Source organism: Pseudoalteromonas sp. S8-8, assembly GCF_000497875.1.
GTDB classification, from domain to species: Bacteria; Pseudomonadota; Gammaproteobacteria; order Enterobacterales; family Alteromonadaceae; genus Pseudoalteromonas; species Pseudoalteromonas arctica.
In genome coordinates this window covers 96,024-109,307 of the sequence record NZ_AUTR01000039.1, presented here as the reverse complement: position 1 = coordinate 109,307, position 13,284 = coordinate 96,024, and the positions used below count along the sequence as shown (strand labels likewise).

The 13,284-nt window shown below is 40.9% G+C and carries 10 protein-coding genes and 1 riboswitch; of the genes, 6 read left to right on the top strand and 4 right to left on the bottom strand.

What is annotated here, in order from left to right:
• Positions 1-381: 381 nt before the first annotated feature.
• Positions 382-1,263 carry an NAD(P)-dependent oxidoreductase gene (locus L659_RS0113345; protein WP_024590865.1) on the bottom strand — a complete coding sequence of 294 codons (882 nt, stop codon included), beginning with the start codon at positions 1,261-1,263 and terminating at the stop codon, positions 382-384.
• 121 nt (positions 1,264-1,384) lie between these two features.
• On the opposite strand from L659_RS0113345, the gene L659_RS0113340 reads away from it, so the two are divergent.
• Entirely contained in the window at positions 1,385-1,957 is a 573-nt protein-coding gene (locus L659_RS0113340; RefSeq protein WP_024590864.1) for a glutathione peroxidase, read from the top strand.
• Positions 1,958-2,055: 98 nt separating this feature from the next.
• Positions 2,056-3,036: a 2-hydroxyacid dehydrogenase gene (locus L659_RS0113335; protein WP_024590863.1), complete on the top strand. Its 981-nt coding sequence runs from the start codon at positions 2,056-2,058 to the stop codon at positions 3,034-3,036.
• 95 nt (positions 3,037-3,131) lie between these two features.
• Here L659_RS0113335 and L659_RS0113330 read toward each other — a convergent pair whose 3' ends face one another.
• The gene (locus L659_RS0113330) at positions 3,132-4,454 is read right to left on the bottom strand and encodes a sodium-dependent transporter (RefSeq protein WP_024590862.1); all 1,323 of its coding nucleotides are present in this window, start codon (positions 4,452-4,454) and stop codon (positions 3,132-3,134) included.
• A 141-nt stretch (positions 4,455-4,595) separates the two neighbouring features.
• Between L659_RS0113330 and L659_RS0113325 the strand changes: the two genes are divergently transcribed.
• Positions 4,596-5,354, top strand: coding sequence for a 4'-phosphopantetheinyl transferase family protein (locus L659_RS0113325; RefSeq protein WP_024590861.1), 759 nt, complete (start codon positions 4,596-4,598; stop codon positions 5,352-5,354).
• Positions 5,355-5,439: 85 nt separating this feature from the next.
• On the opposite strand, the gene lysC is transcribed toward L659_RS0113325, so the two are convergent.
• Positions 5,440-6,843 carry a lysine-sensitive aspartokinase 3 gene (gene lysC, locus L659_RS0113320; RefSeq protein WP_024590860.1) on the bottom strand — a complete coding sequence of 468 codons (1,404 nt, stop codon included), beginning with the start codon at positions 6,841-6,843 and terminating at the stop codon, positions 5,440-5,442.
• A gap of 75 nt (positions 6,844-6,918) precedes the next feature.
• Positions 6,919-7,091: riboswitch (Lysine riboswitch) on the bottom strand.
• 101 nt (positions 7,092-7,192) lie between these two features.
• Positions 7,193-8,440, bottom strand: coding sequence for a sodium:proton antiporter NhaD (nhaD, locus tag L659_RS0113315; RefSeq protein ID WP_007375803.1), 1,248 nt, complete (start codon positions 8,438-8,440; stop codon positions 7,193-7,195).
• Positions 8,441-8,662: 222 nt separating this feature from the next.
• Here nhaD and L659_RS0113310 point away from each other — a divergent pair, with 222 nt between their 5' ends.
• Genes L659_RS0113310 through L659_RS0113300 form a run of 3 tightly spaced genes read left to right on the top strand, consistent with a single transcriptional unit; the run spans position 8,663 to position 13,260 of the window.
• Entirely contained in the window at positions 8,663-9,934 is a 1,272-nt protein-coding gene (locus L659_RS0113310; protein ID WP_007581902.1) for a hypothetical protein, read from the top strand.
• 3 nt (positions 9,935-9,937) lie between these two features.
• The gene (locus tag L659_RS0113305; protein WP_024590859.1) at positions 9,938-10,486 is read left to right on the top strand and encodes a condensin complex protein MksE; all 549 of its coding nucleotides are present in this window, start codon (positions 9,938-9,940) and stop codon (positions 10,484-10,486) included.
• On the top strand, positions 10,483-13,260 hold the full coding sequence (locus L659_RS0113300) for a hypothetical protein (protein WP_024590858.1): 2,778 nt from the start codon (positions 10,483-10,485) through the stop codon (positions 13,258-13,260). Before L659_RS0113305 ends, L659_RS0113300 begins: the two co-directional genes overlap by 4 nt.
• Positions 13,261-13,284: the final 24 nt, after the last annotated feature.

The following is a 13,284-nucleotide window of genomic DNA, read 5'->3' as shown; positions in this document are numbered from 1 at the left end:
CAAAGAGAAGCGAATGAGGAGTAAATGAGAAGACATAAAAACAATAATTTTTTAGATCTATTACTTCCTCTAAAAGCGCAGCGCCTCTAAACCTCTTTGTGAGCCCGTCACGCAAGCAAGCTTCGCGTCTACAAGTAAAATTCATATCGACACTTTGGGGTAAACGTTGAGCTTGCTCACGTGAAAAGCACAGCTTTTAATTACTTAAATAAAAATCTATTTCACAAAGAGAAGCGAATGAGGAGTAAATGAGAAGACATAAAAAACAATCTTTTTTAGATCTATTACTTCCTCTAAAAGCGCAGCGCCTCATAACCTCTTTGTGAATAAATTACTTTACGGGCTTTGCCCGTCACGCAAGCAAGCTTCGCGTCTACAGCGTTACTTTTTATGCAGCGCTTCAATGCGTGCTAGTAAGCTTGAGGTGTCGTATCTGCCACCGCCGAGTGCTTGTACATCGGCGTAATATTGATCGACCGTTGCGGTCATTGGTAAAGTAGCGCCGTTGTTTTTAGCTTCATCGAGTGCAATACCTAAATCTTTGCGCATCCAATCTACGGCAAAGCCAAACTCATATTCACCTGCCCACATTGTTTTGTAGCGGTTTTCCATTTGCCACGAACCGGCTGCACCTTTAGAAATGGTTTCTATAACTTTTTCACCATCAAGCCCAGCTTGCTTGGCAAAATGTAAGCCTTCGGCTAAACCTTGCACTACACCAGCAATACAAATTTGATTAACCATTTTACAAAGTTGTCCCGAGCCAACGCCGCCTAACAATTGGCTAAAACGACTAAACGCCGCCATAACTGGCTGCACTTTAGCAAATACAGCTTCACTACCACCCGCCATAACCGTTAATACGCCGTTTTCGGCGCCAGCTTGTCCGCCCGATACAGGCGCATCTATAAAGTCGATATTTTGCAGAGCCGCTTTTGCAGCCACTTCACGTGCTACTTCGGCAGAGGTTGTGGTGTGATCAACCAAAACAGTGTGCGGTAACATACCCGCTAACACGCCGTCGTCGCCATACACTACTGAGCGTAAATCGTCATCGTTACCAACACACATAAATACGATGTCGGCATTGTTGGCAGCTTCGCGCGGGGTGGGTGCAAGGCTTCCTGAATGTTCTGCAGTCCACGCTTGTGCTTTAGCTTGAGTACGGTTATACACGCATACGCTGTATCCTGCTTTTGCTAAATGCCCCGCCATTGGGTAACCCATTACGCCTAAACCTATAAATGCGACTTTCATTGACATAAAAATGACCTATTAAACTGATAACTTAGAAACTAGACCTCGATTATGTCAACCGGTCGATAAAAAAGCGAATGAAAGTCTTTATAAAATTTCCTTAGCGGGAAAGGTAAGTAGGTAACCTATGGATAGTATTTATCAATTTAATGCACCACTTTTTAACAGCGAAAATTTTCCTCTTAGCCAGTTACAGGGCAAAACCGTCCTTATTGTTAATACAGCGAGTAAGTGTAATTTTTCGGTGCAATTAAACGCACTCGAAAAGCTCTATCAGCAATACAAAAGCAATGGTTTTACTGTGCTTGCGTTTCCATGTAACCAGTTTGGCCAAAATGAGCCACTTGATAATTTAGCCATTAAAGACTTTTACCAAGATCAATTTAATACCTCATTTGAGGTATTTGGTAAGCTAATGGTAAATGGGCCAGAAACACATCCATTGTTTAATTATTTAAAATCGCATACGCGAGGTATTTCGCAAAATCGTGCAATTAAGTGGAATTTCACTAAGTTTTTAATTAACTCACAAGGGCAACTTGTTGCACGCTATGCACCACGTACTAAGCCCGAAACACTTAAACAAGTAATAGAAAGCAACCTACTGCAAGCCGCAAAGTTAAGCGCTGCTAGAGGTGGTAAAAAAGTATCGTCAAAAATACCTTTGTTTACCTCAAGTAAGGCTCCGCTTAAGGCTTAATTTAAATCAATAAAATGCGCGTTACTAAAGCACAGGTTTATAAAGTAGTTTATTGTATTAGTAATAAATAATACTCCTTAAGCGTCGAGGCTATTACCATGAACATTGCTTTTTTTAGTACTCAAAAGTACGAACTGCCTTTTTTTGAACAAAGTACACGCGATCACCGTGATATAAAAATAACGTATTTTGAGCAAGCCCTGAGCGAACAAACGGCTATTTTAGCAAACGGGTTTGATGCCATATGTGTATTTGTTAACGACACCGTAAACACCACGGTTATTGAACAACTGGCAAGCCAAGGCATAAATACTATTTTGCTGCGTTGTGCAGGATTTAATAACGTTGATTTACCTGCAGCAAAAGCACATAAAATTAAAGTATTACGTGTTCCTGCTTACAGCCCTGAGGCCGTAGCCGAGCATTGTATTGCACTTATGCTAACGCTTAGCCGTAAAACCCATAAAGCGTATAACCGCGTACGCGAAGACAATTTTGATTTAAACGGATTACTAGGCTTTAACTTGCACAATAAAACCGTGGGTATTGTAGGTTGCGGTAAAATTGGCCTTGCGCTGTGCAACATTTTAAATGGCTTTGGCGCTAAAGTATTAGTGTGCGACCCATACGCACAACCTGGCAATTATACAATTACCGATATAGACACCTTACTTAGCCAAAGCGATGTGATTTCTTTGCATTGCCCTTTAACGGAGCAAACTCATCATTTAATAAATGACGAGGCATTTAACAAAATGAAAACCGGCGTTATGCTTATTAACACCTCTCGCGGGGCACTGCTTAACAGCAAAGCGTGCATTAATGCACTTAAAACTAAAAAATTAGGGTACTTAGGGCTCGACGTTTACGAGCAAGAGTCGGAGCTGTTTTTTAAAAACCACAGCGACGAAATAAATCAAGACGATATATTTTCGCGCTTAGTGAGCTTTAAAAATGTTTTAGTAACAGGCCATCAGGGCTTTTTTACCCAAGAAGCACTCACCGAAATAGCAAACACAACCCTACTTAACGCGCTTGAAGTAAATGAAGGTAGGCCTCTGACTAATGAGGTTTTATAAAGTTCTTGGCTATACCTAAATTTTAGGCACAAAAAAAGCGAAGTACGTTTTAAACTCACTTCGCTTTATTAATTTATTTTAGGGCTTAGATAAAATTAACCAAAGGCAACGTTTGCAAATACCAAGGTCATTAATATTGGGCAAACAAAACGAATATACTGAGCAAACCAGTAATGTACGCCTGTTGTTGCTTGATGTAATTTATTACCACGCTGCCACATCCACCCTACTGTAATAAAGTAAAATAAACCCATAAGCGGTAATTGGTATTGAGTAAATAGCATAATAACTAAGCCAAATAACCAATCAAAATTTAGTATAATTGCGCTTGCACACACAAGTACAACGCCGCTAACGGCCCAGGTTGCTTTGGTGCGGCTAACGTTGTGGTTTTCGACTAAAAACGCTACCGGAATTTCAGTCGTCGATATTGTTGACGTAACCGATGCAATAGACATTAATACAAAAAACAATAAACCAACTAATAAGCCAATTTCGCCCATGGTGCTAAATAGCTCAGGTAAAATAGCAAAAATAAGTTGCCCTTCGCCAATCAGTTTACCGCCACTAAATACCTCTACACCGTTGTGCTGCGCCACATAAATAGCAGGAATAATAAGTAAGCCCGCTAAAAATGCGACACTGGTATCGAGTAAAGCAACACCTGCGGTGAGCTTTGGTAAATTAGCATCTGGCTGTAAATACGAGCCGTAAATCATCATACAACCCACACCTAGTGAGAGCGAAAAGAACGCTTGCCCCATTGCAGCAATAATTAAATTAGGGTCGAGTATTTGGCTAAAATCAGGAATTAAATACGCGGCAAAGCCTTCGCTTGCTCCATCGAGTGTTGCAATGTAGGCAATTAAACCAACTAGCAGCACAAGTAACAGTGGCATTAAACGGCGCGACCAGGTTTCGATTCCCGATTTAACCCCTTTTAAAATAATACTGGCTGTTAAAATAAGCATAAGCGGCGTAAATACAAAATTACGCAGCACTGAGTCGCTATGTAAAAATTCGCTTGCGCCTGTGAAACCTAAAAAGGTTGTTATGGGTTCAATAGCGTACGAAAGCATCCATCCTGCCACTATTGAATAAAAACTTAGCATAACAACTGCGCCCGCAAGGCCTATGTAACCTGCTGCTGCGCCTACTTTACGGCTAGTGTTTTGCCATGCATCGCCCAATGCTTTTACAGGGTTAGCTTGTGCTTTGTGACCTAAATAAAGTTCTGTATACAGCGCAGGAAGCGCAAGTAAAAATATAACAATAAAGTAAACCAGTAAAAATGCACCGCCACCATGGTTGGCCGCTTGCGTAGGAAAACCCCAAATATTACCCAAACCCACTGCTGCGCCAGCAGCGGCTAAAACAAAACCAAGTCGGCTTTGAAACCCATCACGCACTTGTGCCATACATCTACAAATCTGTTATTATTTTGATTATTGTGAATTAAACCATATTTCATGCCAGCTGAGTAATAAAATTGTACCCAGCCTTTGTTAGTGGCGTTAACCGCTCACAATATCAGCGACTTCTTTTGCTTTAGGGCTTTTATGACTGAACACTATTTTAAAAATGCCTTGAGTATTACTTCAACTCAATTGGCAAACTTGTCTTTAGCGAGTAACAGTATTTTATTATTTAATGCTAAAACACTTGAGCTTAGTGACTTTAATTTGCCCGATTGCTTAAGCCCATTTGAATTAACTATTATAAACCGCCGTAAAAGCCCGCCAGCTAAGCAAGAGTATTTAGCTACGCGGTTATTGTTAAAACACCTTATTAAAGTAACGCAGCCGCAACATGCGCACGTAGCCCTTAATAAAATGAGTACCGAATTTGACGAGGCAAGCTCAAAGCTGCAAATACATGTGAGTGGTGATGTTATTAATACCTGTATTTCGCACTCGCATGGTTTAGTTGGGGTCGCGCTAAATCTTGATAAAAGTGAGTTTGGTTTTGATATTGAAAAAGTAAGCCTAAAGCGCCCGTTTGAAAAGCTCGCTAAGCATTTTTACCATAATGATGAAATTACACTTATCACCAAGCCCACTAATACCGAAGCCCAAGCAGATACGTTTTTTAGAATTTGGACATTAAAAGAGTCACTTGCTAAAGCCACCAGCCGCCCTATTGCAAAATTACTTAGCCCTAATGTGTTTGACGAATTACATAGTGCAAAGCTGAGTGCTAGCAGTAATAACGTTACTGTAGTTGATAGTAGTAACAGCAATGTTTGTTTTGATGTGAGTGTGGTGCATAAAAAAAGCATCGACTGGCGATGCTTTTTATTAAATGACTTTGTTAAGTAACTTTATTAAGTGACTTTACTAGTTAATTTTACTAGGTAACTTTACTAGGTAACTTTACTAGGTGATTTTCCTGAATAACGATTACTTACGCAGCAAAATCATTTTCTAATAAACGGCTATGAATAGACTGTACTATGTTATCTGACTCAGTTTGCTCTACTAAAAAGCACAAGTTGTGCTTACTTGCACCGTGACAAATTAATCGAATGTTAAAGTCTTTTAGTACACTCATTAAGTTCATTTCGTGTTGGCGTAATTGAATCTCAGAGCCAATAAGTGCCACCAGTGTTAGGTTGTTTTCTACCGAAACATGGCAAAACTCTGCAAGCTTATCTAGGCATTCTTGATCAAGCTCTGGACGCGAGGCGTTTTGCGCGTTATCAAGGGTTATAGCTACGCTAATTTCTGATGTGGTTACCAAATCTACCGATATATTGTATTCACTTAATAGTGTAAATACGCGTGCTAAAAAGCCGCTTGCTAGGAGCATTTCTGGGCTTTTAAGCGTAAGCAATATTTGGTTTTTACGTTGCGTTACTGCGCGTATACCTGGTTGCTGCGATTTTTCGCGCTCAATCCATGTACCGCCACGCTCTGGCTCGCGGCTAGAGCCTACAAATACATTAATGTGGCTACGGCTCGCTGGTAAAATAGTTGCTGGGTGCAATACTTTTGCGCCAAAGGTTGCCATTTCAGCGGCTTCGTCAAAACTTAAACGTGCAATTGGCGTCGCTTTTGCGCACAAACGCGGGTCGGTGCTAAAAATACCCACTACGTCGGTCCAAATATGCACGCTTTTAGCGTTAATTGCTTCAGCTAATAATGCAGCGCTATAGTCAGAACCACCACGTCCAAGCGTTGTGGTTTGGCCGTATTCGTCACTGCCAATAAAGCCCTGAGTCACAATTACTTGAGCGTCTAATAACGGGATTAAATGTTCTTTAGCAGCTTGCGCTGTGGCTGCAACATTAGGCGTTGCTTTACCAAATTGGCTGTCGGTTTTAAGCACCTTGCGCACATCAAAGCGATCGGCGTTTAAACCTTGTAAACGCAGTACCTGAGCAAACAAATACGACGATAAACGCTCACCAAAGCTAAGTAGCTCGTCGTGTTGCTGATCGGTTGTTAGTGGCTCTTGAGCCAATGTTTGAAATGCTTTTAGGGTTTCGTTAAAGCCAACCGCTAAATCGGCATCTAGCGATAACTCATCTAAAATAGTTTGTTGAATAGCAAGCACGCCGTTTATATGCTCTTGGCGCTCACTTGAGGTAATACTTGGTTTGCACAGTGCAACTAAGTGGTTAGTTACGCCGGCACTAGCGCTCACGGCAACAATACGTACGCTTTTATCTGCAACAATAATTTCGCTACAGCGACTCATCGCTTCAAAGTTGGCAACACTGGTTCCGCCAAATTTGGCAACGATGTAATCTGATTTTGCGCTTAACTCTGTTTGAGGCACTGTTTGTGGCGCTGATTGGGTAGTCATTTAGTCTCCTTTCGCGATATCCAAATCGCAATAAAACAAGAAGAACTTGGCAAAGGAATGCTTGAAGATAAGTCCACTGCCAGAAGCTCTCCACCTATATTGGTGACAGTTTTGAGGATTCAGCCCCATAAACCGAAAAATAATGACGACGTACCATTATTTTCCTCGGCGAGTACTTCCCTCCTTAATGATCATCGGCTTTCGTCGCCTAACATTAAGTACCTAAGTATCGCACCTCTTCTGAATGCTTTATTAACCAGTGGCTAATAAAACAAAACCCCACTAAGTAGCGGGGCTTTGAAAGTTATCGTTTAGACGTCTAGCTGTCAAGCATTTAATAATTTATGAGTTAAATAAAACTGCCCATGTAATACGAGCCCGCATATCCAACCGTGTAACAAATTAATAAATGCAGCGATAAACGCAAGTAACTCATAAAGGTAAGCGCTTTAACTTTACTCATGGCAATAATGCCCGCAGCAGACCCAATGATAAGCATTGAACCGCCCACGCCCGTTGCATAAGTAAACGACAACCAGTGTTGTTGGCTCATTACTATATCGGCTTTTAATAATGCAGCGGTAAGCGGTACGTTATCGACCCCTGCTGATAATATGCCCATTAAGTAGTTTGCGTACTCAGGTGCCATTACCGTGTATAGGTCGGTAAATTTACTCAACATACCAATTTCTTTAAGTGCGCCTACAAGTAAAAGTACACCTACAAAAAACAATAATGTGTCGTATTCTATATCGCGAACAAAATCGATTATGTCTTTGTTAATGTCTTTTTTGCGCATTAAAAATTGCGCGACTAAAAACATCACTGATAAGCCAAACAAGAAGGTTAATAAAGGCGGTACGCTGTAAACTACACTCAGCATAAGTGTGCTCACTACGGTAGATAAAAATATAACGGCGATGGTAATGTCGGTTTTTTCAATGCGGGTTTTACCTGCACCAGCAAACTCAACACGCCCTTTCATACCGATAGACAGTAACGCAGCTAGCAGCATAACGCTTGCAAGAGCTGGCGCTATAAGTAGTAATAAATGAGCAATGGTTACTTTGCCATCTAAAAATATCATTAGTGTGGTTACGTCACCTGTTATTAGCGATACCCCACCTGAGTTAACACCAAATACAATAAGCGTGGCGTATTTAATGAGCTTTTTAGGTTCAAGTTTTAACGACATAACAACCGCAAGCGATATAAGCGTAGCTGTTACGTTGTCTGAAATCGACGAAAACAAAAATGCAAAACCACCCACCAAAAACATGAGCTTTTTTTCGCTAATACTTTTTGGCATAACACGATGCACAATATTTTCTATAAACCCCTTTGAATTTAAATACGCTACAAAGGTCATTGCAGCCATTAAAAACAGCCATAATGAGGCAATTTCTAAAATATTTTCATTTAAAAGGTGTTGAATCGTATCGGGGCTTTGCCCGTGTAGAGGGTATATAAAAAGAAGAATCCAGCAAAGCGTACCAAAAAACAGCGTGGTTTTAGCTTTATTGACATGGATTATATCTTCTATAACGATCAGTAAAAATGCAATCGCTATCAGGGTTAGAATAATCGAGGAAACCATGGTAGTTAAACAACCTTTGATATAGTTTTAAAGAACACACAAATAACATTCCATTTCATGTGCCTATTTTCGGCGCGAATTTTAGCACTGCCTCTATGCAAAAACTATTATTAAATGGTCTTAAAAACGAATACTATATACAGACAAGGTTAATTAAAAATACGTAATAATGAGTCTTCTAAAAGAACTCAATAATAAAATACTAGGATGTTGTAACCTCTTATGATCCCAGCTAAAAAGCTGCTAAACACCATAACCGAACATTGGGGTGTATTAGAGCTATTATTTAAACGTTTTAAAATGGCTGACTTTAGCCTAAAAGACGTACAAAACGCGATTAAGCAAAAGCAGCCTACGTGGTCAAACGAACGCATTTATAAAGAAACAAATCGCTTGTTAAACCAAGATATTTTAATTCCACTGGCTAAATCTTCTCAGCTTGAAATAAATCGTGCCATTGCCGATTTTGCTACGTTTTTACTGCAAGAAGAGCATTTAGGCTTAGCGCAAGAAATTAGCGTATTAGTCGACGACCTCGCACGTTTAGGTAACCGCCTAGATAACGCTGGCGAAATAGAAGACTTTGACGATTTACGCCGCTACAGCCGCATTATGGATGATCGGGTGCGTAAAATAATGAAGCTATACGCACACAACGAAAACGCTATTTTAAATATTGTTGAACAAGCTAAATCTAATAATGCGGTGCAATCGCTGCAAAAGCGTTATAAAGCGGTAATAGAAGCGTTTGACGAATACATAGAGCCAATGCTTGAAATGGTTGATATTCGCGGTGAATTTCATGCATGTTTTACCCTCATTGAAGAGCAAATAAGTAAGCAAATACTGCACATTGAGCGCTCAGGTAAAGCGTACAACGACAAACGCATGCTGGAGCAATTACGTACCCGTATACTCGAAATGCATTTAGTGGGTCGAGAAAGCTTACGTAAAAGTGCCGACATGCTTATGCCGCTACGCGAAGAGTTACGCCGTAATAACTTAATTACTCGCCAAGCAGCCAAAGTACTTGGGCTTGTGCGCAAAAATGGCGTAGACAACATGCTAAGTGCTGTACAGCCACATTTTGTGAGCGACGCGCAGCGATATTCGCTTGGTCAGCAACGCCATATTGTGGCTTACATGGCAAGCTTGGTTGAATTTGAACACGAAGAGTACCAATTGCCCGATCAACAAGACGTGCCTGCATTTGTTACGCCTAATATTCCTGACTACAACGATGTTAAAATCAGCTTTGCTAAGCGCTTTAATAAAAAACGCAAAAAGCCGCAGCCCTTGCTGCAATTTTTAGACGAAAGCTACCCAAATCTCGATGCCGACGAAATGCTATTTTTGTATCAAAAATTAGTCAGCGACAGCGATATTAAAATAATTCAAAGCGATGAAAAAGCCCGCGTAAAAATTGCCGGTCAGCACTTTTCTTTATATCCATTTAATTCAGAGCCTCAGCCAGATTCAAAGGCAGGTAAATAAACCATGACACACATAAACTTAGACGAGCTAACCCATCTACAAGCCATAAATAAAAAATTAGTAGCGGGTTATCACATTTGCGAGCAAGACAACGTAATGTGGCAAGAGCTTGACCAACACATAGAAGACTACACCGCCCTATTTACCGCCCTAGGTAACGATTTAAAACGCGACAGCCGTGGCTTTTATTACTTTGGTAGCGACGAAAGCACACCCAATATGGGCAAAATATCTCGCGCTATCGCACTCACCATTTACATTTTAATTGAGCACTACGCCAATACGGGTAAAGATCCAATGCGCGCATTGTTTGACGACGTAAACGATTTAGAGCTTATGCAAACGCTGGTACAAATTAACAAACATTTGTTTGATCAGCTTGAGATATTTTCAGGATCTGATTTGCGCAAAGACGTATACCTGCGCATGGTACGCTTAGGTTTAGCCCGTGAAGTAGAAAGCGGCTTTATGCTACAAGCGCCAATTCACCGCTACATAGATGCACTCATGGAAGTAAACGAAGAAACCTACATTACAGAGGACGAGGAATGAAAAATCTATACGGACTAAGTAAACTCGCCCTACTTAACACCGCAGGCTATGCAAAATGTGTGATCCCGCTTGATAAAAGCAGCTCTATTTGCGCGCCCAATAACACAGGTAAAAGCTCGGTTATTAACGCCCTGCAGTTCCCGCTTATTAACGATTTACGCTTAACAGAATGGGACGGACACGATTTAGATGAAACCCGAAAGTTTTATTTTTCATCCGATCAGTCGTACATTTTACTAGAAGCTAACTTGCCTCATGGCTCGGTAGTTATTGGCGTGGCAGGGCTTGGTAAAATTGCCGGTTACGCGCATCAGTACTTTTGTTACCAAGGAAAGCTTGATTTAGAGCAGTACACGCAAGGTAAAACTATTATTAAATTTACCAAGCTGTTCAACCATTTAAAATCGCTTAACTACAACCCTATTGAGTTAAAAGCACAAGAGCTAAACGCGCTATTGACTGGCGGCGCAACGCCTTTTGACGGCGACATAAACTTAAAAATGATCCCGCTAAATAATGTGCAAGACTCTTCTATTTATAAAGAAATATTTAGACGTATTCTTAACTTACACAAATTAGGCGCAAGCGACGTAAAACGCTTTATGCTACGCGTGTTTGAACGCCATATGTCGAACTCTAAGGTCGACTTTTATGAAGTATGGCGTCGCTCGTTTGATAAAGTAAACCGCTCAAAACGCGAACTAAAAGCCCTTGAGTCAATGCAAGAGCCAATAGCCGCGCTTGAATCAATGCTTGAAAACCAAACCGTGCTTAAAGGTAAATTAGCGGCGTATGCACCTAAAATTGACCAAGCACTGATTGATTTTGATACCTATCAAGAGTCGCAACTTAATGAGCTGGGTATAGCGCTTGAAGATATAGAGCACGAAAAACACGAGTTTGAGCAAAAGCAAAGCCTATACGTACAACAATCGCGCGACATAGAGCGCCGACAAACTCAAATTGAGCAGTGGTTTTTAGATTACGATGCGCTTAAAAGCGAGTTTGAACTGGTAAATAAAGCCACCCTTAAAACCAGCCTGACTCAATTAAAACAAGATTACGAGTCGCTTTCACACTCTATAACCAGCGCACAAGGGCAAAGCCTACATACGCTTGACTATCGCATTAGCGAAACACAAAAACAAATTAAGAGCTTAAAGCTGCAACTTAAAAACCTTGAGTTTAATTTGTTTACCCGCATGCGCGAAGACCTCTCGTTAAAAGAAGTAGAGGAAATATCGCGCATTTTAAACCCCGATATTCTCTCGTTTGCAACCACCACTAATGGCGATATAACCATTGATGATGAAGACGCGTTTGGTGAGTTTTTATCGCTACTTAGCGAAAACGTTAAAGGCGGCGTATTAACGCTGCCAGGTGCGAGCATTAAGCTTAAAAAGCTCTCGCCTGTGCAAATGCAAAGCGGCGAAAACAAAGAGCAATTAACCGCTCAGCTCAGTGCACTTGAGCATTCACTTAAAGAATTTAAACAACAACGCGACGTTGCTGCAAACGTTGCCGACAAGCAAAAAGAAAAAGACGCGTTATACGATGAGCTTATGAGCGCTGAGAGCGCGCTAAAGCGCTTAGAGCAGTTTGATATAATGCAGCAGTCGGTTGAAGCGCAAGCCATGCTAAAAGAGCAATTATTAGCTGAGCGCGAACAAGTTGACGACTACCTGCAAGATATTCAAAAAAATAGTGGCTCAATTGCCGATCGCCGCTCGTTAATTAAATCGAAACAAGAGCAAATTAATCGCCAAACTGAGCGCTTACGCCAAGTTAAAAGCGAGCGAATTGACCACACGCTTGATTTATACAGCGGCAAAGTGACCCCGTACATGATTGATATTACGGTCGACTTTGATAACTTAAGCGATCTTGTTCATCACTTTAATAAAGACTGCCAAGAGCTGCGTAATTTTGACATAAACGTACGCAACACCTATTTACATGTATATAACGCGGGTATTACTAAATTCGACAACGAAAACGACGAATATACTAAATACCAAAAGCTAATAAGCGCCTTTCATAATATTGATAACGAACGCGATGCGGTTGAACGCCAAGCACGCGTTGCGCTCACCGAAGTGGCTGCAACTATTAAAGGCTTACGAGAAGATTTAGACCGACTTCGCCGCGAAATGAACAGCTTTAATAAAGGCATAAGCCAGCACCGTATTTCAAACCTGCAAGCGTTTAAAATTAACGTCATACCGCGCAAAATGCTGGTTGATAGTATAGATACCATTATCAGCACGTCGCATCAGTTTGAGCAAGGTGACACGCTTGATTTACTTAGCCAAGAACCGTACAGCGAAAGCGCGGTAAACGAAGCGAAAGATCACTTAATTAAACTCGCCTCAGATAAAGCGGGCTTAACACTTACCGATTTATTTGATATTCGATTTGAAGTGATTAACCGCGCAGGTGAAACAGAGCACTTTGAAAAAATAGATTCGGCGGGCTCAAACGGCACACGAATTACTATTAAGTTATTGTGTGGCATGTTGTTTATTCGTTACTTATTGAGTGACCAGGAACAAAACCTATACCGTATACCTATTTATATAGATGAAGCGGCCGACATTGACCCACAAAATCAAAAAGCAATTATAGAAACCGCACTAAGCTTTGGTTTTGTGCCTATATTTGCCTCAGTTAAGCCACAAATAAGTTGTGACTACATTGTGCCTATTCGTTCAGTAAAAGACGGTGCACAAAACTGGGTAGACGAAAAAGACTGGATTGAAGTTGAACACAATTAATTGGCCGTTAAGGCAAACCAACTA

Coding starts and splice junctions, on each gene's coding strand:
- L659_RS0113345 (WP_024590865.1), bottom strand. CDS start 1,263: ATGTCAATGAAAGTCGCATTTATAGGTTTAGGCGTAATGGGTTACCCA.
- L659_RS0113340 (WP_024590864.1), top strand. CDS start 1,385: ATGGATAGTATTTATCAATTTAATGCACCACTTTTTAACAGCGAAAAT.
- L659_RS0113335 (WP_024590863.1), top strand. CDS start 2,056: ATGAACATTGCTTTTTTTAGTACTCAAAAGTACGAACTGCCTTTTTTT.
- L659_RS0113330 (WP_024590862.1), bottom strand. CDS start 4,454: ATGGCACAAGTGCGTGATGGGTTTCAAAGCCGACTTGGTTTTGTTTTA.
- L659_RS0113325 (WP_024590861.1), top strand. CDS start 4,596: ATGACTGAACACTATTTTAAAAATGCCTTGAGTATTACTTCAACTCAA.
- lysC (WP_024590860.1), bottom strand. CDS start 6,843: ATGACTACCCAATCAGCGCCACAAACAGTGCCTCAAACAGAGTTAAGC.
- nhaD (WP_007375803.1), bottom strand. CDS start 8,440: ATGGTTTCCTCGATTATTCTAACCCTGATAGCGATTGCATTTTTACTG.
- L659_RS0113310 (WP_007581902.1), top strand. CDS start 8,663: ATGATCCCAGCTAAAAAGCTGCTAAACACCATAACCGAACATTGGGGT.
- L659_RS0113305 (WP_024590859.1), top strand. CDS start 9,938: ATGACACACATAAACTTAGACGAGCTAACCCATCTACAAGCCATAAAT.
- L659_RS0113300 (WP_024590858.1), top strand. CDS start 10,483: ATGAAAAATCTATACGGACTAAGTAAACTCGCCCTACTTAACACCGCA.